Source organism: Vibrio cyclitrophicus (assembly GCA_023206055.1).
Classification (GTDB): domain Bacteria; phylum Pseudomonadota; class Gammaproteobacteria; order Enterobacterales; family Vibrionaceae; genus Vibrio; species Vibrio cyclitrophicus_A.
On sequence record CP065367.1, the window covers coordinates 1,826,374 to 1,848,564 of the forward strand.

Consider the following 22,191-nt stretch of genomic DNA (forward strand, 5'->3'; position numbering starts at 1 on the left):
TGAGTATTGTTTTGGTGAATCATATATATTATTGAACGATTGTTCAAATTAATAGTGGTGTTCAACTGCAACTTACGTAAGGTTAATTGAGTATATTCAATCGCTAAAAGTTCTATGTGCCTTAGCAGTGTTCTTTCGCATTGAGGCTTTGTTGCGTAATTCGATGTAAGTAAATGTCAATGGCGTTGTTGACTAAATCAGTTGAACCTTTCCTCAATAGTGCGATCTGATCCCATGTAGTCAAAACATGGTGATGTTTTGGGTAAATCTAAGAAGAAGATAACGAACTGGAGTGAATATAATGAAGCCTTGTGCAAAAGAGGCTCAGTAACGTTTTGGATTGACGACTCTGCCGTTGAAGCATGGCAATGCAAAAGCCACCATGGCAAACGTGGTAGAGGCTTTCAATTTCCTGATACTGCTATTGAAACAGCTGTGATGATTAAAGTGTACTAATTCAGAGTAGATCTGACACTTCAATTTGAAAAGAAGAGAGTTACCCACTTTGATTAAAGGTGCTTAGTCATCAATCAAAGACAATAAGAGGTAACTCTCATGCTTCATACTAGCAATCCAATCATCAAACACAAAGCTGGGCTTATCAATCTTGCAGAAGAGCTTGGTAATGTATCTCGAGCCTGTAAGGTTATGGGTGTCTCTCGAGACACGTTTTATCGCTATCAAGAGTTGGTTGAAACTGGCGGTATTGATGCTCTGATTAATCAGAGCAGAAGAACACCAAACTTAAAGAATCGAGTCGATAGTGAAACTGAACAAGCCGTCCTAAAATACGCCATCGACTTTCCTGCTCATGGGCAAGTTAGAACAAGCAATGAACTACGTAAACTGGGTGTCTTTATCTCTCCAAGTGTCGTGCGCTCAATCTGGCTCCGCAACGACCTAGAAAACTTCAAAAAACGCCTCATTGCCTTAGAAAAACAAGTTGCTGAGAACGGTATCATTCTAACGGAAGAGCAAGTCGCAGCTCTCGAGCGCAAGAAGCATGATGATGAAGTTTGTGGTGAGATAGAGACCGCACACCCAGGCTATCTAGGCTCTCAAGACACATTCTATGTTGGCAATCTTAAAGGGGTTGGGCGTATCTATCAGCAGACGTTCGTTGATACCTACAGCAAAATAGCTTTCGCAAAACTCTACACGACAAAAACACCAATCACCGCAGCAGATATGTTGAATGACAAGGTTCTGCCGTTCTTCGAGAATCATGAGCTGCCAATGTTGAGAATCTTGACAGACCGAGGTACTGAATACTGTGGCCGTGTTGATCAACATGACTATCAACTCTATCTGGCCATCAATGATATCGACCACACAAAAACGAAAGCAATGTCACCGCAGACAAATGGTATCTGCGAACGCTTCCACAAGACCATATTGAATGAGTTCTACCAAGTAACATTCAGAAAAAAACTGTATGGCTCGATGGAAGAGTTGCAGACAGATCTGGACGAATGGATGGACTACTACAACAATCATCGTACCCATCAAGGAAAAATGTGCTGCGGCAGAACGCCAATAGAAACATTAGAGGATGGGAAATCAATCTGGGCTGAAAAGAATTTAGCCCAGATATAATCTGACAGGCACCGAGTCTAAAAGTGGGTAACTGTCAGATCAGGTCTGAATTAGTACAAAACCATAGAACGAGTTAATAACTGACGACTGGTTTCAAGAAAATGGAGTCCTTGCTGGTCAATTGTTTTGGGCTTACTGCATTTAAGATCAATTGGTAATGCGGCATTCGCTACAGCTAACGCATCATTCGCGTCAGTTTTGTGGACCTTCAAGATTGCCTTTAGCTTTCTTTGGGTTAATGATTCGTACATCGTGACTAAACCGTTCAGCGAAACGTCCCCAATAATGGCAGCTAGCACACCCTTCAACAGCCACAATAGAAGGTGTAGTCGTAGAAGACAGCAAACGTATAAAAGTGAAACTAAAAGGCCTGACTCCGATAGAATATCGAACTCAGGCCTTGAAAGCCGCTTAACAAAAATGTCCAACTTTATGGGGTCACTTCAATGTCACTGGCTTAGGCTATTTATCTACATAGCTGCTACCTAAACGAACAGTAATTAAATTATTGCTTTTTACCACCGACTTGAATGTATTCGATACCGATAATACGATTGATGATCCCCATAGCAGAGCTTGTATCAGAGTTTGTTGAGCGAATTGTCTCAACCGTTGCTCCTTCTGGCACTAACTCCATTGCACGATCTTGAGTGTTACCAGGTACTTGGAAACCGATAATATTGAAGCTTTCAGCATGCGCTGTGTAAACCTCATCGTTATGGCTAATACCTGAACAGCCTGCTAGAGAGATAACGCCTAAAACACACAATAACTTTTTCATAAAATACCTTAAGAATAATTGGGAATTTAGATAGTAAGCCTATGGCTTCAACTGCTAACAAAGTACGAATTAATAAGTAACGGTTTACTTTGCTACTAATTAGCAGTGCTGTAATGACAAGCCATAAACGACCGTGTCATGATTATCTAGACTCAATAAGTTCATTGGGAGACAGCATCTCCCGACCGATGTTGGACATTATTCCAGAGATGTTTTGTAGTTACTGTATGGGTTTGTCAGCTGAGTCATTACATATCTGAATGGTAATAGTAAATACCGCACCTTTTAAGGTTGGGCTCTGACCAACCTCCACGGTTGCGTTGTGTTGAGCACAGATCTTATCGACGATTGAAAGCCCCAAGCCATGGCCACTCTTAGCTTTATTACGCGCTTTATCGCCCACGTAAAAGGGTTCAAACAGACGAGCCTGGTGTTCTTGTGCTACGCCATCACCATCGTCATGTACCGCAATCTGTAGCTGATCTTGATGCACGCTGGCTTCAATCGACATCTGTGAACGTGCGAACTTCATTGCGTTACGTACTAGGTTATCTAAGGCTCGGATAAGCAGAGTTTCATCCGCTAGTATTGAGCTAGGTTGTTCTGGCAGTGATAAGTCGATGTTGAGCTCTGTGTCTTTGTTCCAGCGTGTCATCGCGTGCTCGAGAACGTCTCTTATCTCTAATGACTGGGGTTGCTTTTCGAGGTCAATGCGATCAAATTTGGCGTAGCACAACAGTTCTTCCACCATCTTTTCCATCTCTTCTGTATCTTCGATAATACTTTCAACGGTGTGTTGTTGCGATTCATTAAGCGGCGTGTCTTTGAGTATTTCAGTTTGCCATTGAATACGAAATATTGGCGTGCGTAATTCATGAGCAACGGCTTTGGTGAGTGAGCGGTTACTTTCAATTAAGTGATGAATTCGGTCGGCCATTAGGTTAAAGGATTTGTTCAGTGAACCAATCGCAATACCACTTGAAGTCTCGGCTCGTGTCGAGAGTTCGCCTTCAGAAAAACGCAAAGTGGCAACCTCAAGCTTTCTAACACGGCGGAAAATAATTAACAGATGACTTACGCCGTAAACGATACAACTAGCCAAAAAGAATACCCAAATGAGGTTATCTTCCAATTCTATTTTTTCTCGAACAAATGCTTGATTATCGGGTAGGTAATGATAGGTGTTATCACTGCCTACTAAACGAAACCAAAGATTTCGTTCATCATCGTGAAAGATAAAGCTATTCGGGTGAGTACTAAAAAACTCCGAAACTGGCCCCGGTATTTCATCATTTGAACTGAACGTGACGAGTATATTTTGAGAGGCCTCCACAAATTGATCTATCGCTTGATGAGCCGCTTTAAGGCCTTGATTTTTTGCGATGTTTGCTATGAGTTGCTGGTGGGCTGTCGCTTCGTAATCTTGCAGCACATAGTCGTAGTCGGTATTGAGTTGATAGACAGAAACTTCGTAGGCGACAATACCAATAAAAAAGCAAACTAACAGCCCCAATAAAGACTCCAAATAAATACGTCGCATAATCGTTCTCGTTTATTACGCTCGTAGTGAGCGAAGTTAATACCTAGCGGTTAAAAAAATAAGTAGTCTTTATCGTGAATGATCTGAATTATTTTTGCTCGAGCATGGTCGTCACCGAGCATTTGTCTTAGGCGCACAACCTTGTTATTAATCGTCCGGTCGATCCTGTCATACTCAATGCTAACCAGTATCTTCGTCAAATAGTCAAGTGATTACGGCGTATCTGAATTGCTTGCTAATAAAGTCGATCAAACTCGCGAACTGTGAGTGATAAACTGCACCTGAAAGTTCATATTTATTATATGTTTTTTCAGAGCGAGTTAATCAAATTGAAGGTTATTTGAACCACCGTCTGAAGCAGTTTTGGCAGCGTAATAGTGAACGAACTCAGGCCAGCAGAAATCTTGGTTTCATTGGCTTGATGGCAGAGTCATCAGTCCTTTCTTACCCGCAATACGATCAAAGTCGTCATCACCAGTGGTGAGTATCAATACTTTACCTTTATAGAGTGTATGCGTCTGTCGGAACATTGTCAGTCTAGCGGTTACAGGAAGCATTAAATCCAGCAATACGATGTCAAGTTGTTCGATGAGGATGGTCTGCGCAACATTACAGCCATAGGCAGGACACATAATGTTGAACGACAAAGTAATCTTGAAATATTTCTGAAGTTACAGATCGCCTTCCACGGTTACCATTTTAGAGTTTGCCATTCAACCGCAAACCTAATCGAGTGTTAACTTAAATGAAATGTCGTGAATTACCTTCATCTTTAGCTTAATAAATATTGCATATTGAGTTTAATTACTTCGCAAAAAATACCTAAACTGATTGGTTAAATATGTTCTACGCTAATTTTATGTGGTGTGGATGAATAAGAAACAAAAAATAACGTCCTAAAAAAGTATACATATCCATACATACTCATGACAGATAATTTGGCAGATAAACAATAAAGTCTCCCTATCGAAAACGATTTCATTAGAGCAAAAGACATGGACTACAATAGTAACCCCACGGGTTCGGTGTTTTCTGGCGGCACAGATCTGTTCGCAGCCGGTAGTCCACGGATTTTACAACGTGCAGACGCCACCAAAGCAATTGAATTGAATAAGTAAATAGGTGTACACAGCTGGGCTGAGGACGATAAAACGGTCAAATAATTCCCATACACTGACGAGAGTCATCGTAGGCAAGCGACCTACTTTAAAACTATGTTGGGAGAAAAAGGGATTGGTTTCTATATCTTTATCTTGGATTCTGTCCCGGCAGTTGGCGAATACTGGATAACGAAAGCAGACTCGGAAAAATACAATTTCATTACTCATCTTGAGTAAGCGGTCTATAATATAAATTCATTACTCATCTTGAGTAAGCGGTCTATAATATAAATTCATTACGACACATCAAGTTAAAAGGATATTTACATGCTTAAATCTACATTTCTATTAGGCCTAGTTGGTTTGGTTTCATTTCCTACATTTGCTGCGAATATCGAAGGAGGCTCATACATTGGTGCCGGCTTTGGTGTCCATCAAGATTCAGATACCGATGGTGGTGGCAATCTAGATGCTGAAAGCATGGGATATAGCGTTTATGGTGGTTATCAATTTAACCGCATTATCGGTGTTGAACTTGGCTACACCGATTATGGTGACTACGATTCGAAAGTTGGTGACAAAGTGTTCTCTCCAACAGCATTGTCTGTTTCGGCTAATGTCGGTTACACATTTGATAATTCAATACGACCTTTCTTTGTTGCTGGACTTAGCTATGTTGACCTGAATTCTGGTAAGGGTAGTAATTACAAAATTGATGACGATTCTGGTGCCGGTTTCCATTTCGGAATTGGCGTTGAATATACTCCAATTGACAGGCTTACGTTACGTCTGATTTCACAGGCAGATGCCGTAAATATCGAATTCACTGATAATAACGGTAAAAGACTTAAAAGCAGAGACACAGCGTTTAGTACCGTTATGATAGGTGCTTCGTACGACTTCTAGAGGCTTTATATTTGAATTATAGAGATTCCCTAAACTCTAGTCATTAAGGCTTGGCGATGTATTGCTGTTCAGTTCGTTCTCAGCAATACATCGAAAGTGACAGACTATATCTATAAAAACGGCAAACAACGAGCTGAAATTCTGAAGCCATCTTTATTTATAATTGCTGTAATTGAAGGTGATGGAACTCTTATGCACTCTAAGACAAGACGGTTTTGTCACAAATTTAGTTAGAGGTGTGACAGATCCCCCTACAGGTACAATTACGCTGTGAGTGCATAGAATCGTTCAAAGGCCGTCTGACCTTCTACATCTATCTGCTCTTGTTTCAACATCGTCCACACTTCTCGTCCATGCAAACTTGGATGTAAACACCCTATGAACCCACGGGGCGATGCTGTTAATGTTTGAAGTTCCAAGGTAAGAGTGCGTTGATATCAGGCTCAGCTTTCGCCTGGTCCTTCATGCACTTGACCATGTAGCCGTAGAGGATTAGGCCGTTGGCTTCCTCTGTCTCGACGATACTGTAAATCATCGCACTCGCATCAGCACCATTTGTTGTGTTCGAGAACAACCAGTTCTTCCTGCCAATGACCAGAGGTTTAATTGCACGTTCAGCGCGGTTATTTTCTATCGATAAGTGACCGTCATCGACGTAGCGGATGAGCTTCGGCCATTGGCCGAGCGTGTATTTTATCGCTTTACCTAATGGGCTTGAGCCTATCACCTTCTGGGTTGTCATCCATTGGTAAAGTTCATCCAGTACCGGCTTGGAATACGCTTGACGCTCTGCTTTCCGCTTTTCGACAGGCGCACCTTTTAAGCGTGATTCTATTCCGTAGAGTTTTTGGATTTTAGCCAGCGCCTTATCAACCTTTCCCGACTTACCTTTCCCTTGAAGCTTCTTAGCATCCATGAACTTACGACGAGCATGCGCTAAGCACCCCACATTAGTGACCTGATGTAGACCATCATAAGCCGCGTAGCTATCGGTTTGTAGATAACCGTTGTAGTCGCCTAAAAAGGCAACAGGGCACGCCCTCGCGCGACTGTTTTGATAGTCGTACAAGACGATATTTTTCACATTCGGTAATGCCGCTTCGGGCGAGTCAGCGCCTGAGCAGTAGAGCCACATATAACGCATCTTCTCTTCCTTGAGCACATTGAGTGGCGTTTCATCCACCTGCACCACCACTTGTTGGAGTAGGTGCTCTTTCAAGGCCGCATACAGCGGAGCGAACTTCTCGCTGACTTGGATGACCCACCTTGCCATCGTGGTACGTGATAACTCGATATCTGACTGGGTAAACAGCGATTCTTGGCGGTAAAGTGGCATTGCGTATTGGTATTTGCCAAGAATGATGTTGGCCAGCAAGCTTTCTGTGGCGAAGCTTTTAGGTATGAGGCTCTGAGGGGATGGCTTCTGAACGATACGGCTACTGTCGCCTGCTTTTTCGCACTGGCGGCAAGCGTACTTAGGGCGAACATATTCCAGCACCTTAATCTTATCGAGCTGTTTGTTGGTAAACAGGAACAGCGCCCCCGTTACCAAGAGGCAAGTCCGTATCATTTCCGATAATCGCCGCCAGGCCGTTGATGGACTTTCTAAAATCGACACTTTCACGATAAAGATAAATGTCTGGAGCGCTAAGCATACCTTTCATGACAACGCTCCAATGAGTTCAGCAAGATAGGTCGCTGGCGTGCCTTGAGGAATGCTCAACTCCACATCATTGACGAGCAGTGTCATGTTAGCCGTAGCTATCTGCGCCTGATACTTCGTTGTCTTTTCGACGATTTCGGCTCTAACAAATCCGACAGATTCCGATTGGTTTGCTGTTTGGAGTTGACGCCGCTTGGCGAAGAGCGTGGATAAACTCAGTCTATGTTGTTCGCAAAAAGCACGCTGTGTAATATTGCTGCTTTCATATTGTTCAAACAGTGTTTGCCATTCTAGATTGGTGCGTCGTTTTGCCATTTCAACTCTCCTTTGGGTTGGAGAGTTGATCTTATTCTTCGTGCTGAAAGATTAGAATGCGGGCTTCATGGTGCGCTTACGGTAAACTTCGCAGTAACTTTGGTATAACTTTCCGTAGGTAGCTGCACATACCAGGACTCAGGATTTTCCGACGGTACTTAATTACCCAAACTACGTGACATTTCATGTAATAAACATTGTGGTACGAGGTGTAATATTGCATTTAGTCATCGTGCCATCTCCAAAGGTATTCATCCACAGGTACACTTGTAGTTTTCTGTATCCACAGAATAAAAGTGTTGAATAAGCTTGCTGGGTTAGGTATACGTGAAACCTGTCGTACTGACTAAGAAATATACGAAACGGGATCGCTCTAAACTTAATTACTCAACAGGCTCAAAGCCGAAGAAATTCTCAGCAAGCCTGCCAGAATTTAATTATTTGGGGGACTTTTATTTTCTTTCATTAGCCATTTTGTGAATGTAGCAATATACAGTTCATTTAAAGCATCATCACAATACGAGCGAGAAAGTTTACGGCGAGACCACTCACTAGCTACAGCTGCCCGTGATTGGGTTGTGCTTCTTCTATAGAGTTGTACTTCGCAAACTTCTATGTTGGACATCTGTTGTGCATTCCGAGTGACAGTGCTTTGGCGAAAACCCAGTCGTGAGGCTTGTTTAGCAGAACACCCCATAATAACGAGTGAAGCCGTGACTAACATCAGCCAGAATGCTACCTTTTTCATGTTGTTTCCCCTATAACTAAATATCTTGTATATAGCCTTAAAACGGCCATGGCCAAAAATAGTTGTTGTGTCGTAACAGGTATGGCCTTTAGGCACTATTTCTTTGAAAGCTGCATAGAAGCAATCAATGGCCTTACCTCCTAACTTTTTTAGCTGCGCTTGAACACAGCCACACTTCCCTACCATGACGACTTACAGAGACTCTTTAATTGACCTTAATCCCGAAGCTTACCGTTTTTTTTGACCCTGTGTTAACTCTGATCGGCGATGTAGTCCAAGTATTTAATACCCAAAAATTTAACTAGTACTAAGATGAATAACTCGTTAATCAAAGTTACAAATTCAGCTTATTCCATATTGCGTAGCTAATTTTACTACCATCAATGACGACTTTCTCGGCAAACCATTATGAGCTATCGTCTTATTCTGAGCTTGATACTGTTTCAATTGTAATATCTTTGCTCGACTAATTTAACTGATGAGTCCAGAAATCATGCATAGTATTGGTTGTACTAGCAGGGGAGTTGCTATATCCGATTCCGATTTCAGTATGACTTGGATTCATGATGTCTTGGCATGAAATTGTACGCCCAGTTTGAGAGGCAGAACCTGCGTTATTACTTTGATTCAGTATGGTATTGGTTTGTGGATAACCGTCACCAAACAAAGGTTTTATAGCAGAATGTGATCTTACCGGTGATACGTTAGGCAGGTTAGATTGAGATTTTGTAATGGTCGCTCTCAGTTTCTCTGCGTACGCTGTTAGCTTAGCTGTTCGAGCTGCCGAATCACTCCAAGCGATTGGTGCTACGGCGTCTAAAGCTTTATTGTAATATTTGGTACCACACCAACGCTTTGTCGAACGAGCACAGTTGACCGCAATCACTGTTTGATATTTTATCGTATCTGCATGTGAATTTTCAGGGAAATTGACAATCTTGCACCAACGTTTGTCCGCAGTGCCGGCACCTGGCGATCCCCAAATACTACCGATTAGCAATTGAGATTTATCTAAACTATCAAAATCAATTAACGCTTCGTTAGTTAAGGGGGTAATATCAATATCGATTGAATTCAAACTTTGTTTAAAAAGGTGATTCCCCAGCTCTTTGGCAGCATCGTTAATATATTCGTTCTGCATTATAGCCCAGGCATCACCGTGCAATTTTTTTAAATTATGTTCATAAACCAAAGCGGTAAATTGGTACGTGGGTAAAAACGCTTGCCCTATTGTACTTGAATCTTTATAAGATACAGTATCAATTGCTTCGACAAATAATGCTTCATTTACTACAGAGTTATTAAACGTAAATTCTGACAACTTTTTTTTGGTTAAACAATGACTAACTAATTTGTTTCCTGGTAGACGATTTGTGACTGTTTCATATTCCGAAATAGCACCGTCAATATATAACTTCCGACCTTCCTGTTTTACCGTTAGATTATTTGAACTATAGCAACGTGCAATAGCCCCTTGTTGGATAACAGTCGGTAGCGACATCATTATGTTTACCGTTGGAATATCACCGCCATACGCTAAATCAAGATCGGTTGATAAGTAGAGATTAAGCCACGTATTGTCTGCTAACACTTGTCCTCTTTGAGCTTCCTGAGCAAACATAAGACCACGAACAACATGAATTATATTGTTGTTCATTGGAATAATATCAGCACTTTGCCCGACTAACGCAGGAACTGTCACATTCGATGCCGTATTCGTGACCGATGTCATTGATGTTTTAGGTGTTGGCGTGCTTGCCACTGTCAACTTAGTAGAACCAGAAGAGCTTGGGCTCGATGACCCACCTCCACCACCGCAAGCGGTAACAGATAATCCCATGATTATTAATGAAGTAATCTGTGTGAATTTCATATTTGCTAATCCTTATTCATGAAAAATCGAACCATGACAAAAGTGATGGTTGTATTTACTTTGAAAAATACGGGTCCTTTGGACAAAATTTTGAACGTAGGCTTTAGATGTAAATTTCCTAAATTAAAATAAAACACTGTTCAATTGGTGGAAATAATCTGACAAAATTAATTTTCTGTAAAGAGAAAGGCGAACATAATTCAATTAATCTCAATTATGAGACGGAGTGGTTAGATAAAAAATAAATATAAAGTCCAATATTTTATTTTATGAAATGCGGAGCTCTCATTATTAACCTAACTTAAGATTTTGATTTAAAACAAAAAACACTATTAAATGCAGTTGGATTAAAAAAAAAGTCTTAAGAACCGACGAAGTTGTCGTCTTAGCGGCCTGCGGCGGCTTCGATGTGATGGGCGCACTTCCCTTCTAGCGTTGTTGTACCGCACTAAAGGTACAGCTATTAAAAAGTAGGAGTAACAACCATGTCCATTAAAGTTGTCGGTATCGATTTAGCCAAGGATTTCTTTCAAGTATGCGTATTGAATATTGACGGAACTATCTCGCCAAACCGTAAGGTTCATCGAGACAGATTACTCCATACAATCGGTCAACTTCCAGATAATACCCTGCTGGCTATAGAGTCATGTGCATTATCACATTATTGGGGACGAGTCTTTTTAGGGCTTGGTTTAAAGGTATCACTCATAACTGACTGCTTAGAATATTTAGAGCGAGTAGTAATCCAACTCAGAGCGGTATCATGTAATAACTGATAGAGGGCTGACTCTTATATGATGTATCGAAATTACTTTCTATATAAAGCCCAATGTCTTTCGCTTGGAGACGACCACCATTCTTATTAATGGCATGTTCGACAACATATTCTTTGAATTGCGATTTCTGTTCGTCAGTTAGGCGGTGAGGTCTACCTGAGTATGTTTTCTCCTGAAGCCCTTCAAGACCATTATCGAGATATGCTTTAACCCATTGATTAACGCTTACTCTGCTAACTTTAAGGTACTTAGCTATTTCAAGGTGATTTTTACTGTCAACAAAATGAGAAACAGCCAAATAACGTGTTTTAAGTCGAGCGTTGGATGTGGAATTAATCAAACTCGGAAAATCATGCTTCATAAGGACTCCTTTTAAGAGTCCTCAATAGATCATAAAATTAACGGAATTGGTATAAAACAAACACGCCGAAGTATCATTGAGGTGTCTGGTGATGGCGCTTACGACACGAGAGTTTGCCACGCTGCTACTAAGATTAAGAGAGCCATTGCCCTTATTCCCCCAAGAGAAGGGGTCGCCTTCTAGGAGCGTGGTCGCCCGCAAAATCTCGCCGTGGGTTGCCAGAATTTATAGGGCTTAAATAAGTATTGGAAAGAGCGGAATGGATACCACAAACGTTCAATCTCAGAAATAGCGATATATCGAATTAAACAGTTGCTAGGAGGGTAACTGAGCTTAAGAAACGACAATGCAAAGGTGGGTGAAGCTTTCGTGATGATAAAAGCATTGAACAAGCTTACAGGGTAGGTATGCCTGAAACTTGTCGTGTTGACTAAGGAATACCCGAAACGGAGTTGCTCTATCTTTAATCTAATTACGCAACAAAGCCGCGGATAGTATCAAGAAACTTATCTCGCTTTACCTTTCTGCTTATCAAAATTTGTCCATCAGTACTCAACACATATACTTGGAAGAGATTTTTTGCTATATCGATACCGATAGCTTTAATAGACATACTTGTTACTCCTGTTCTCACTGATTGTACTATTAGTTTGGTACGGCGTTGTTGATCAAATCAGGTAGAGGACGCAGTTATCCTACGGTGTTTACCTGTTAGTTTCTAACAGGGATACCTAGCCCTAGGACTTTGTTCATTGCTTTCACATTGGCCAATGCCTCACCAACTTGAGCGTTATAACATCTCAAGCTCAATGTACCGCTAGTCAGTCCTTTATATCGAGACATTGCGGTCTCAGAGATTGAACGGTTGTGATAGCCAGAGTCAGTTTTCCACTGAGCTAACATATCGTTTTTAAGTGCATCGACCGCATCATTCCGAGGATGCCCCTCCTGCCAGTAACCCGCATTTGTTCTGGGAGGTATGAGAGGCTTGCAGCCCTTACTCTGTAATACTTCATGACACCTTTTGGTGTCGTAAGCACCATCAGCAGAGACAGAATGAACCTTTCTACGAAGCGGGTTCAATAGTGTTGGGAGCCCTTCACTATCACCAACATTGACGAGACTGACTTCTGCGCTAATCATATCGTGAGTAACGAAATCAACAGCGAGGTGCAATTTACGCCAAGTCCTACGTTTTTCTGCTCCATGCTTTTTAACTTTCCATTCACCTTCCCCAAAGACTTTCAAACCTGTTGAATCAATCGCAATGTGGCGAACTGGGCCTTTGGATTTATTCTTGTATTTTTCCTGAACCGTCTTTGAACGCTTACTGATACTGGTGTAGTCAGAGGAACGTAAAGGGACACTCATCAATGCAAATATAGAGTCGATAAAACCTTGGAGCGCACGTAACGGGAGAGAGAATATGCTTTTTATCATCAAAGCAGTTTCAATAGCGGTATCAGAAAATTGAAAGCCTCTACCACGTTTGCCATGGTGACTCTTGCATTGCCACGCTTCAACGGCTGAGTCATCAATCCAAAATGTGACTGAGCCTCTTTTACATAAGGCTTCATTATACTTGTTCCAGTTCGTTATCTTCTTCTTCTACTTACCCATGACACCACCATGCATCTACTACATGGGATCAGATCGCAGGACTGAGGAAAAGTTCAACTGATTTAGTAAATAACGCCGTTTGGTACAACAACGTTAAAAATCAGCGACTGACGCTGATTTATTGTTTCATAAGAAACAAGATTATTATAAACAGAGCATTAATTTCCACTTTATCTCTAAATTATTCTCAATAATGAGAATAATAAAATACACTGTTTTATTGCCTGTACTTATTTCCACTAATCTTTATTTTAGTATAAGGACTTATAATGGAGAGCATCATGATATTACAAGAATTAACAACGAAAGCGTTCACATTAATCTATTCACTACTTTCCTCGGTGATTAACTATTCTAATCAACTTGGAGCTATGGAGCCGAGGTGGGACGGGGGATTACCTGGGTATGGAGAGCTTTCTAGCATTAATTTTGTCATGGCGATATTTTTAACTTTAGCGGCGCTCTGTTTTATCATTGATCGTTACAATAGACCTTATAAAGCCAGTGGCGTATTCTCTAACGTGTTGTATACGGTGGGTTGGTGCATCGTTTTTAGTTTTCCAATGGCATTAATTCTTCGTTTTTTTGCGTCGGATTTTACGGCGATAAGTTGCTTGGGAACCTCATTGGTTGCCGCATTTTATTACAACGTCTTACGTTACGACAATTCGCACAGCCTCACCATAAATTAAGATTGTTATTTTAAAGGCGCTACCTAGTATTGTGATTAATATATTAACTATATGTTACTGAATCAAATTAAGAAAAAAGTAATACGTATTAGAATATGTTAATACCAGAGATAAGCTCGATTTGTTAAATATTACAATATCAGCCTTAAGCTGAGCAAAACACGGGCTTTGTCGCGTAATTCAATGGAACTAAAGCAAGAACCTACGATCTGATGAGCTACGTCCACTCTCTCTTAGCCCTATGCCTAAACCTCGTTACAAAACAACCAACTGGAAGCAATACAACCAATCACTCATTAACCGTGGCTCTCTGACTTTTTGATTGATGAAGAGGCAATAAGCGGGTGGGCGCAAAGCAAACAGAATAAGCGCGGGAGGCCGCGTCGGTTCAGTGATTTAACTATCACGACAGCACTCATGGTGAAACGGATTTCTCTATGCCACTGAGAGCGCTGCAAGGATTTATCGACTCGATATTTAGGTTGGTCCATGTACCGTTAAGTTGACCGCATTACACCTGCATCAGCCGTAGAGCCAAGCAAGTTGAGGTCTCATTTAAGGCTAAAACGAGAAGGTCAATACAGCACCTAGCCATTGATTCTACTGGCCTTAAGGTTTATGGAGAAGGTGAATGGAAAGTCAAAAAGTACGGAACAGACAGCAAGCGTAGAGTCTGGCGAAAACTTCATATTGCCGTCGATACAAGCAATTATGAGATCATTGCCGCCGAGCTTAGTTTATCAACGGTTACAGATGGAGAAGTCTTCCCGAACTTACTGAAACAAACACGCCGAAGTATCTTTGAGGTGTCTGGTGATGGCGCTTACGACACGGGAGCGTGTCACGCTGCGATTCAGATTAAGGGAGCCACTGCGCTTGTTCCCCCAAGAGAAGGGGCAGCCTTCTGGGAGCGTGCTCACCCTCGAAATCTCACCGTGGGTTGCCAGAAATTATACGGCTCAAATAAGTACTGGAAAGAGCGGTATGGATACCACAGACGTTCACTCTCAGAAACGGCGATGTATCGAGTTAAACAGTTGCTAGGAGGACGATTGAGCTTAAGAAATTACAATGCACAGGTGGGTGAAACTTACGCGATGATAAAAGCGTTGGACAAGCTTACTGGGTTAGGTATGCCTGAAACTTGTCGTATTGACTGGCGTTGTTGATCAAATCAGCTTGAAGGTCAACGACGCCATATGTGACTCACCGTTAGCTTCGAACAGGCATGCCTAGTCCTATGACTTTGTTTATGGCTTTGACATTCGCCATGATTTCACCCACTTGAGCGTTGTAACACCTCAAGCTCAATTTACCGCTGGTTAGTTCTTTATATCGAGACATTGCGGTCTCAGATATTGAGCGATAGTGATAACCAGACTCGGATTTCCACTCCGCTATTGTTCCGTTTTTCAGAGCCTCTACAGCTTCATTTCTGGGATGCCCATCTTCCCAAAACGCTGCATTCTTTCGAGGTGGTATCAACGGAGTACAACCTTTATTCTTCAGAGTATTGTGGCAACTTTTTGTGTCATATGCTCCATCGGCAGATACAGCATCGATCTTTCTACGTAAAGGGTTGAGTAACGTTGGCAGCACTTCGCTATCACCAACATTTACCAGGCTGACCTCGGCACTAATGGCTTCATGGGTATCTACATCAACGGCTAAGTGCAGCTTGCGCCATGTTCTACGTTTTTCGGCACCGTGCTTCTTCACCTTCCATTCCCCCTCGCCAAAGACTTTGAGACCAGTCGAGTCAATGGCTATATGACGAATAGCCCCTTTAGATTTATTACGGTATTTCACCTGGACTGTCTTCGAGCGTTTACTGATACAGGTGTAGTCTGGGGACGTCAGTGGAACATCCAATAACTCAAAGATAGAGTCGATAAAACCTTGAAGAGCACGCAATGGTAATGAGAATACTCCTTTTATCATCAAGGCAGTTTCAATCGCTGTATCAGAGTACTGAAAGCCTCTACCACGCTTACCATGATGGGTTTTGCATCGCCATGCATCTACGGCTGTATCATCTATCCAGAACGTAACCGAGCCCCGTTTGCACAAAGCCTTATTGTACTCCGCCCAGTTAGTTATCTTCTTTTTCGCCTTACCCATGTTGTCACCGCTCTAACCATCATAAAGGATCAGATCGCAGGACTCGAAAAAGGTTCAACTGATTTAGGCAACAACGCCGTATTGACTAAGAAATACGCGAAACGGGGTGGCTCTATCTCTAAATTTAATTACGCAGCAAAGCCATTACGAATTTACACAACTCTTCACATATATTCATTTTTATATTTAAAAAGGAATATTTTGTTATTATTTAAATGTAAATCTACAAGGTTCTTTGTATTTCATTTATGATAAATCCTTCATATTGAGTAGGGTTTACACTCAATGTTCATCTAAAATTATATAATCCCTAACATTACTTAGCGATTTCTCACCTGTCACGTATCAAAATAAATCAATTATGTACACTGTTTTTTATTTTATTCTGCTTTTGTGGTCTAATTTATTGATTACATTATTTAAATTTAAATTTAAATGCTTACTCTTGATTTATACATAGAAAAACTTTGTCTCATATTTGAGAACTTCAAGGTTATATTGATTTTAACTATTATAAATAAATATAATTTAGGGCATTATCTCCTCTGTTTTTTGAGCGTCAATATGGGGCTGTATTGCTATCCAATTGATTTTTATGTAATTGTTTTAATTGAACATCGCGTGCAATTATTACTTCATCGTTCGTATTTCGTATAATCATCCTGAGGACTTGTTCTATGTATTCACGTTTTTTTATTTTATTAGCTCCAGTATTACTTGCCGCTTGTAATTCATCTTCTGATGGAACAAATACTCATACACAAAACTTAACACCTAAGCAGATTTCAAATTTAATGCAACAACCTGTAAGTACATTGACAAATCAACAGATACAGACGTTATTAAATCAGCCGAAAGGTGCATTAACCAGTCAACAAATAACACAGTTAAAAAATCAAATCGGCGGGTTAGGGCCGGTTACAAGTAAGGTTGGTGGGATCAACAATGCGGTACAACCTGCGCCTAAAGGTAATATCTTTACTGTAATTAATGGTTTGCTCGAAAAGGCGGATGTTTCGCAGAACAGTATTGTCAAACATTATGACAATATAACAGTGTCAAATAATGTGCCTTTGTTTGGGGGGGCAGATATCGTTAACACACACATACAATTGTCGACATCACCGTTTCCTGCTAAAGGAGGTCCCGCAAAAGCGACCATCATCATTCAAAATGGTAAAGATTGGCATTGTTATAAATCGACGCAATTATCTGCTCAACGTGATGCTAATGTTCTTACCGTTGATGGGGATATTGCAGAGTATGCGTATGATTATATTGCTCAACAATGTGGTACACACTTGGTTGCTTCATATGAATTCAAAAATGCAAAAATGGACGCAAAGTTAAAGCTGACACAAGCTGGAACAACCTTTTCTATTGATTCATCTGGATCTAAGAACGCACTATATACATATGAATTCTTAGCAAAAGCTTATGGTGATCAACTTGAAGATAGTTTTGGACCTGCATGGTTATCTATTCAAGGGCCACATATCTTAGCGGCTGCGAAGAACACCGGCGATGCGTTGTTTAATGTGGATAATCATGGATTGGTTACATTATCCGTAGGCAGTAGTGTGAATACTGACGTTTATGATTTTAAGGCACTGACAGGCAGTCAAATACTTGATGGTACAGTGTTTGGGGGCAATCCAGGTGGTAATGTGGCTAGTGTAAACTGGTGTAAGATCGTTAATATTCCTAAGGGTGTAACAAGTAGTGCTCTTAAGTATCAAACGGTGATAGCAACAAACTGCGCGCGCTCTACACCACGTTATTGCGATGCGCACGGGAAAGATCCAGCTGGTGTCTACCCAGCCGTTTCACCAGTCGCTTGGGATGATAGTTTGAAAACTGATGCGCAAATCACCTCAGATGAACAATATAACCGAAATGCTCAAGGTCATTGGGGATACCGTAATGCGCAAAACGCATTCGTATTAGAATCTAAATCAGCAATTATTCCAATTATTGGTTACACCGAGCCTAGAACTGACGGCAACAAAAATAATGCAGGCCATAGCAGTTGGGCTGGACACGAAGGGCATTGTCAAAACGTTATGGGAGCAGGTCATACTATAGTGGGTATTGCCTCTAGAGACGCTAAGCCCTCTGCTAAAGCAGGTATTCAGTCATTTTGGGCTCAAGATTTTAAATGATAATTTGTGCTAATCCTGTTCTGAATTGATAGCTACGCTTTTAAATTTGGTACTTGTCAGCTTAAATCTGGGCTAGATTTCTGCTAGCCCAGATAGAGCGTAGTTAATCAGAATAGACTCATCCTATAAAGTTAATGGTGCGCCTAACCCAGTAAGCTTGTCCAACGCTTTTATCATCGCGTAAGTTTCACCCACCTTTGCATTGTAATTTCTTAAGCTCAATATTCCTCCTAGCAACTGTTTAACTTGATACATCGCCGGTTCTGAGAGTGAACGTCTGTGGTATCCATACCGCTCTTTCCAATACTTCTTTGAGCCGTATAATTTCTGGCAACCCACGGCGAGATTTCGAGGGTGACCACGCTCCCGTGTAGTAAGCGCCATCACCAGACACCTCAAAGATACTTCGGCGTGTTTGTTTCAGTAAGTTCGGGAAGACTTCTCTATCTGTTGTAACCGTTGATAAACTAAGCTCGGCGGCAATGATCTCATAAGTGCTTGTATCGACGGCAATATGAAGTTTTCGCCAGACTCTACGCTTGACATCTGTCCCGTGTTTTTTGACTTTCCATTCACCTTCGCCATAAACTTTAAGGCCAGTAGAATCAATGGCTAGGTACTGTATCGCCCCTCTCGTTTTAGCCTTAAATGAGACCTCAACTTGCTTGGCTCTACGACTAACGCAGGTGTAATGCGGTCAACTTAACGGTACATGGACTAACCTAAATATCGAGTCGATAAATCCTTGCAGCGCTCTCAGTGGCATAGAGAAATCCGTTTCACCATGAGTGCTGTCGTGATAGCTAAATCACTGAACCGACGCGGCCTCCCGCGCTTATTCTGTTTGCTTTGCGCCCACCCGCTTATTGCCTCTTCATCAATCAAAAAATCAGAGAGCCACGGTTAATGAGTGATTGGTTGTTTTGTATAGAGGTTTAGGCATAGGGCTAAGAGAGAGTGGACGTAGCTCATCTGATCGTAGGCTCTTGTTTTAGTTCCATTGAATTACGCAACAAGGCCTCATCGGTGCACCATTATCTGAGTGAAAAACCAGCGCTTGATTGAAGTATTGCTCTCGCATCAACGTTCGTTGCAGAAGTTGTGACGCCAACTCACCGCATTCATGCTCATACACTTCATAACCAACAATTTTTCGGCTGTAGATGTCCTCAATGACATACAGGTAATAGTGTTGCCTCGAACCTTTGAAGGTAAGTAAGTGATATCCCACGTCTAGACTTGGTTCGAGTCCGTCGCTGTCTAACTTGTTGGCTTCGCTTGCTTCTGTCTGCTCCGCTGACGACCTCGTTTGTGAAGTTGCCCCTGCGTACTCAGTATTCGATATTTGCTCGACTCAAAGGCGATATACTCACCTCTATCAAGCAGTGTCGGGAGGATTTGAGTTGGAGGTAAGCTTGCGAACTCAGAACGGTGACACACCTCGATAATCGCATCACGCTCTTCCGGCGACAGCTTGTTAGCAGGCTCAGGTCTGATGCATATTGGCCTTTTGTCAGCTGAACTTCACCTTGCTGATACCAGCGACGGTACGTTCTCAGTCTATTTGAACTTCATGTCAGCTGGCTCTAAACGACATCCGTATTGCTTCGCTTCAAGGATAAGAGTCACTAGGGTCTGCCTTTCATCGGTTGAGGTTAGTCGCCCTCTGGCTCTTCCCCGTAAATGGCTCTCGGCTTCCTGCTCTTTACTCGCTTAAACCCTTGCATACATTCGCTGCGCCAGCTTTGGATTTGTTCTGGAAAAAGACCTTTTCACGACAATATTGGCTGAGTTCACTTTCTGTCATTGAGTCGGTTTCAGCTACAATGGTAAGTTTAGTTTGAGCAGACCACTGCTCTGATGAAGTGTTGCTATCTGGCACAGCGGCTACTGAACGTCTGAGTTACTGCCGCCAATGATACAGGGTCGCAGTGCTAATTCCTTCCTCTTCCGACACTTATTTAACTGACATCGAATAGGGAGGCAATAGCTTCTTCAATATCGCTTCTTTTCTTTCTACTGAGATACGAGACACAACTACTCTTCATCGCCCAAACTGGTTAAATTCTAACAGTGACAGCTACCCTGCCAGTAAGCGCCTGTTTGCCCAAGTTTCAACTATAGGTGATTTAGTGTAAACGCGGCCTGTGAGCGGGAGTGATTTTTAGTCTAAAGTGAACGAATATAGGATATTTTAGAAGCGTTACTTGACGGATTTACGAATAACAAACTATAGTCAATTTGGTAAGTCAATCATTAGCAAATTTAGTCTGCGTTATGATTAAGTTATTGATATCAGGTTGTTTCATGAATGAATGTCGGAGTTTCTAGGGTTCAAATCCCTATCCCTCCACCACCATTAGAAAGCCCGCTGAGAAATCAGCGGGCTTTTTTTCGTCTTGAATTTGGCAAAAGAATGCTCAAATACTATTAGATACGTCGTTATCTTATTTTGCTTTAGGTTATGTAGAGTTTAGGTATTAAAAAGCAGAGCGTTTAGGCTCTGCTTTGATGTTTTAGTTGTATGTCCTTGCGACTAACAAGGCCTATTTTGCTACGTTACCTGCCACGTTCAGTGCATCCCATGTACGGGAGAATGGTGGTGCGTAACAGAAATCCATGTAGCCTAGCTGTTGAGTGGTCATCTTAGCGGTGATAGCAACTGCTAGTGCGTTAATACGGCCAACCGCTCCTTTCTTACCTACGATTTCACCACCTAAAAGAACGTTAGTCTCTGGGTGATAAACCAACTTCACCTTAATGTCTTCTTGGCCTGGGTAGTAATCCGTTTGGTTCTTATCTGAAATCGTTGATACTTTCACATCTAAGCTGTGTTCATTCGCAAGAAGTTCAGATACGCCGGTACATGCCAATTCGTAATCGAGTACTTTCAAGCAAGATGAACCTAAGAAGCCTGACATGTAAGTATCTTTACCGGCTAGCTTGTCTGCCATCATACGTGCTTGTTTGTTGGCTGTGGTTGCTAGAGGAACATAAACGGGTTTGCCTAATGCCATATGATGGACAACGGCACAGTCACCTACAGCATGGATGTAAGCATCTTCAGTGGCACCATATTCATTTACCAGCAAAGCGCCGTTTGCGGTTTTTGGCAGTTCGAATGCTTCGGTATTTGGTTTGAAGCCGAGTGACAGGATCACGACATCGGCTTCTACGTTGCCGTTATCGGTTTCTACTATGTAACCACCTTGCTCCGCATCGCGAATTGCAGACACGCCACAACCTGTTTTAAGATCAGCACCGGATTCGCGAATTGCTCCTTCGACCACTTCAATGATCTCAGGACTGAACTGACGGCTCATGATGTGCTGTTCACGTTCGATGATCGTCACGTGTTTGTTTAAGCCGTGTGCAGCGTCGAATACTTCCAGGCCGATAAAGCCTGCCCCAATAACACACACACGCTTCTTGTTACTATCCTTTAGCGCCTCTTTAACCGACAAGCCGTCTTCCATGCTGGTTAGTGTGTGTACGTGTTCTGGATTGAATTCACCGAATGATGGAACGATTGGTCGCGCACCTGTTGCAATGACCAACATATCGTAATCGATGACGCTTTCTTCATTTTGGTGACGTACCGTAATTTGCTTTTCAGTGCGGTCGAACGACACCATTTCTGTTTCTACGCGTACATCCAAGCCAGATTTAATGGCTTGTTCTGGTGTACGAGAGATCATTCTCTCGGTGTCATCAAACATGCCGCCTGCAAAGTAAGGTAAGCCGCAGGCTCCGAAAGAGATGTAGCTACGCTTATCCAAAACGATGACTTCGTCTGTTGGTTGATTACGTTTGTACTTTGCTGCGAAACTCATACCAGCGGCGCTACCGCCTATAACAACAACTTTCATATTTACTACCTAAATAACCTGAACTCAGGAAAAACAGAAGAGCACTCACGTGGAGTGCTCTTAATTAA

General features: G+C 41.9%; 13 protein-coding genes and 8 pseudogenes. 8 read left to right on the forward strand and 13 right to left on the reverse strand.

Features of this window, described 5'->3' with window-relative positions; genetic code table 11:
* Window positions 1-258: 258 nt before the first annotated feature.
* Both ITG09_23745 and ITG09_23750 read left to right on the forward strand, forming a co-directional pair.
* A pseudogene (locus ITG09_23745) lies at window positions 259-447 on the forward strand (IS5/IS1182 family transposase).
* Between the two features lie 108 nt (window positions 448-555).
* Window positions 556-1,596, forward strand: coding sequence for an IS481 family transposase (locus tag ITG09_23750; GenBank protein UPR54369.1), 1,041 nt, complete (start codon window positions 556-558; stop codon window positions 1,594-1,596).
* Window positions 1,597-2,101: 505 nt separating this feature from the next.
* Here the strand turns inward: ITG09_23750 and ITG09_23755 are convergent.
* From ITG09_23755 to ITG09_23765, 3 genes and pseudogenes are all read right to left on the reverse strand, one after another.
* Window positions 2,102-2,377 (reverse strand): hypothetical protein, encoded by a 276-nt coding sequence (locus ITG09_23755; protein UPR54370.1) that lies wholly within the window; start codon window positions 2,375-2,377, stop codon window positions 2,102-2,104.
* 220 nt (window positions 2,378-2,597) lie between these two features.
* The gene (locus ITG09_23760) at window positions 2,598-3,917 is read right to left on the reverse strand and encodes a HAMP domain-containing protein (GenBank protein UPR54371.1); all 1,320 of its coding nucleotides are present in this window, start codon (window positions 3,915-3,917) and stop codon (window positions 2,598-2,600) included.
* A gap of 50 nt (window positions 3,918-3,967) precedes the next feature.
* Window positions 3,968-4,630 (reverse strand): annotated as a pseudogene (locus tag ITG09_23765) (DNA-binding response regulator).
* Window positions 4,631-4,930: 300 nt separating this feature from the next.
* Here ITG09_23765 and ITG09_23770 point away from each other — a divergent pair.
* Window positions 4,931-5,254: pseudogene (locus ITG09_23770) on the forward strand (alpha/beta hydrolase).
* Between the two features lie 90 nt (window positions 5,255-5,344).
* The gene (locus tag ITG09_23775) at window positions 5,345-5,923 is read left to right on the forward strand and encodes a porin family protein (GenBank protein ID UPR54372.1); all 579 of its coding nucleotides are present in this window, start codon (window positions 5,345-5,347) and stop codon (window positions 5,921-5,923) included.
* Window positions 5,924-6,323: 400 nt separating this feature from the next.
* Here ITG09_23775 and ITG09_23780 read toward each other — a convergent pair.
* From ITG09_23780 to ITG09_23800, 5 genes and pseudogenes are all read right to left on the reverse strand, one after another.
* Window positions 6,324-7,427 (reverse strand): annotated as a pseudogene (locus tag ITG09_23780) (IS66 family transposase).
* A gap of 156 nt (window positions 7,428-7,583) precedes the next feature.
* Window positions 7,584-7,901, reverse strand: coding sequence for an IS66 family insertion sequence element accessory protein TnpB (locus ITG09_23785; GenBank protein ID UPR54373.1), 318 nt, complete (start codon window positions 7,899-7,901; stop codon window positions 7,584-7,586).
* 433 nt (window positions 7,902-8,334) lie between these two features.
* On the reverse strand, window positions 8,335-8,835 hold the full coding sequence (locus ITG09_23790) for a hypothetical protein (GenBank protein UPR54374.1): 501 nt from the start codon (window positions 8,833-8,835) through the stop codon (window positions 8,335-8,337).
* Window positions 8,836-9,115: 280 nt separating this feature from the next.
* Window positions 9,116-10,522 carry a hypothetical protein gene (locus ITG09_23795; protein ID UPR54375.1) on the reverse strand — a complete coding sequence of 469 codons (1,407 nt, stop codon included), beginning with the start codon at window positions 10,520-10,522 and terminating at the stop codon, window positions 9,116-9,118.
* 750 nt (window positions 10,523-11,272) lie between these two features.
* Window positions 11,273-11,659, reverse strand: coding sequence for a helix-turn-helix domain-containing protein (locus tag ITG09_23800; GenBank protein UPR54376.1), 387 nt, complete (start codon window positions 11,657-11,659; stop codon window positions 11,273-11,275).
* A gap of 51 nt (window positions 11,660-11,710) precedes the next feature.
* Between ITG09_23800 and ITG09_23805 the strand changes: the two are divergent.
* A pseudogene (locus ITG09_23805) lies at window positions 11,711-12,064 on the forward strand (IS5/IS1182 family transposase).
* Window positions 12,065-12,146: 82 nt separating this feature from the next.
* Here ITG09_23805 and ITG09_23810 read toward each other — a convergent pair.
* Window positions 12,147-12,272 (reverse strand): annotated as a pseudogene (locus ITG09_23810) (IS110 family transposase).
* A gap of 98 nt (window positions 12,273-12,370) precedes the next feature.
* Entirely contained in the window at window positions 12,371-13,258 is an 888-nt protein-coding gene (locus ITG09_23815) for an IS5 family transposase (GenBank protein ID UPR55251.1), read from the reverse strand.
* Window positions 13,259-13,560: 302 nt separating this feature from the next.
* Here ITG09_23815 and ITG09_23820 point away from each other — a divergent pair, with 302 nt between their 5' ends.
* Entirely contained in the window at window positions 13,561-13,971 is a 411-nt protein-coding gene (locus ITG09_23820; GenBank protein ID UPR54377.1) for a hypothetical protein, read from the forward strand.
* A 241-nt stretch (window positions 13,972-14,212) separates the two neighbouring features.
* Window positions 14,213-15,140: pseudogene (locus tag ITG09_23825) on the forward strand (IS5 family transposase).
* Window positions 15,141-15,183: 43 nt separating this feature from the next.
* On the opposite strand, the gene ITG09_23830 reads toward ITG09_23825, so the two are convergent.
* The gene (locus ITG09_23830) at window positions 15,184-16,092 is read right to left on the reverse strand and encodes an IS5 family transposase (GenBank protein ID UPR54378.1); all 909 of its coding nucleotides are present in this window, start codon (window positions 16,090-16,092) and stop codon (window positions 15,184-15,186) included.
* A 677-nt stretch (window positions 16,093-16,769) separates the two neighbouring features.
* Here ITG09_23830 and ITG09_23835 point away from each other — a divergent pair.
* Window positions 16,770-18,254, forward strand: coding sequence for a hypothetical protein (locus ITG09_23835; protein UPR54379.1), 1,485 nt, complete (start codon window positions 16,770-16,772; stop codon window positions 18,252-18,254).
* A gap of 123 nt (window positions 18,255-18,377) precedes the next feature.
* Here the strand turns inward: ITG09_23835 and ITG09_23840 are convergent.
* Together ITG09_23840 and ITG09_23845 are read right to left on the reverse strand one after the other, a co-directional pair.
* Window positions 18,378-19,197, reverse strand: a pseudogene (locus ITG09_23840) (IS5 family transposase).
* Between the two features lie 1,603 nt (window positions 19,198-20,800).
* Entirely contained in the window at window positions 20,801-22,123 is a 1,323-nt protein-coding gene (locus tag ITG09_23845) for a CoA-disulfide reductase (GenBank protein ID UPR54380.1), read from the reverse strand.
* Between the last annotated feature and the right edge of the window lie 68 nt (window positions 22,124-22,191).

Excerpts from the sequence above, each read along its gene's own strand:
- ITG09_23785 (UPR54373.1), bottom strand. The coding sequence starts at position 7,901 with ATGGCAAAACGACGCACCAATCTAGAATGGCAAACACTGTTTGAACAA.
- ITG09_23800 (UPR54376.1), bottom strand. The coding sequence starts at position 11,659 with ATGAAGCATGATTTTCCGAGTTTGATTAATTCCACATCCAACGCTCGA.
- ITG09_23755 (UPR54370.1), bottom strand. The coding sequence starts at position 2,377 with ATGAAAAAGTTATTGTGTGTTTTAGGCGTTATCTCTCTAGCAGGCTGT.
- ITG09_23760 (UPR54371.1), bottom strand. The coding sequence starts at position 3,917 with ATGCGACGTATTTATTTGGAGTCTTTATTGGGGCTGTTAGTTTGCTTT.
- ITG09_23775 (UPR54372.1), top strand. The coding sequence starts at position 5,345 with ATGCTTAAATCTACATTTCTATTAGGCCTAGTTGGTTTGGTTTCATTT.
- ITG09_23830 (UPR54378.1), bottom strand. The coding sequence starts at position 16,092 with ATGGGTAAGGCGAAAAAGAAGATAACTAACTGGGCGGAGTACAATAAG.
- ITG09_23835 (UPR54379.1), top strand. The coding sequence starts at position 16,770 with ATGTATTCACGTTTTTTTATTTTATTAGCTCCAGTATTACTTGCCGCT.
- ITG09_23845 (UPR54380.1), bottom strand. The coding sequence starts at position 22,123 with ATGAAAGTTGTTGTTATAGGCGGTAGCGCCGCTGGTATGAGTTTCGCA.
- ITG09_23820 (UPR54377.1), top strand. The coding sequence starts at position 13,561 with ATGATATTACAAGAATTAACAACGAAAGCGTTCACATTAATCTATTCA.
- ITG09_23795 (UPR54375.1), bottom strand. The coding sequence starts at position 10,522 with ATGAAATTCACACAGATTACTTCATTAATAATCATGGGATTATCTGTT.
- ITG09_23790 (UPR54374.1), bottom strand. The coding sequence starts at position 8,835 with ATGGTAGGGAAGTGTGGCTGTGTTCAAGCGCAGCTAAAAAAGTTAGGA.
- ITG09_23750 (UPR54369.1), top strand. The coding sequence starts at position 556 with ATGCTTCATACTAGCAATCCAATCATCAAACACAAAGCTGGGCTTATC.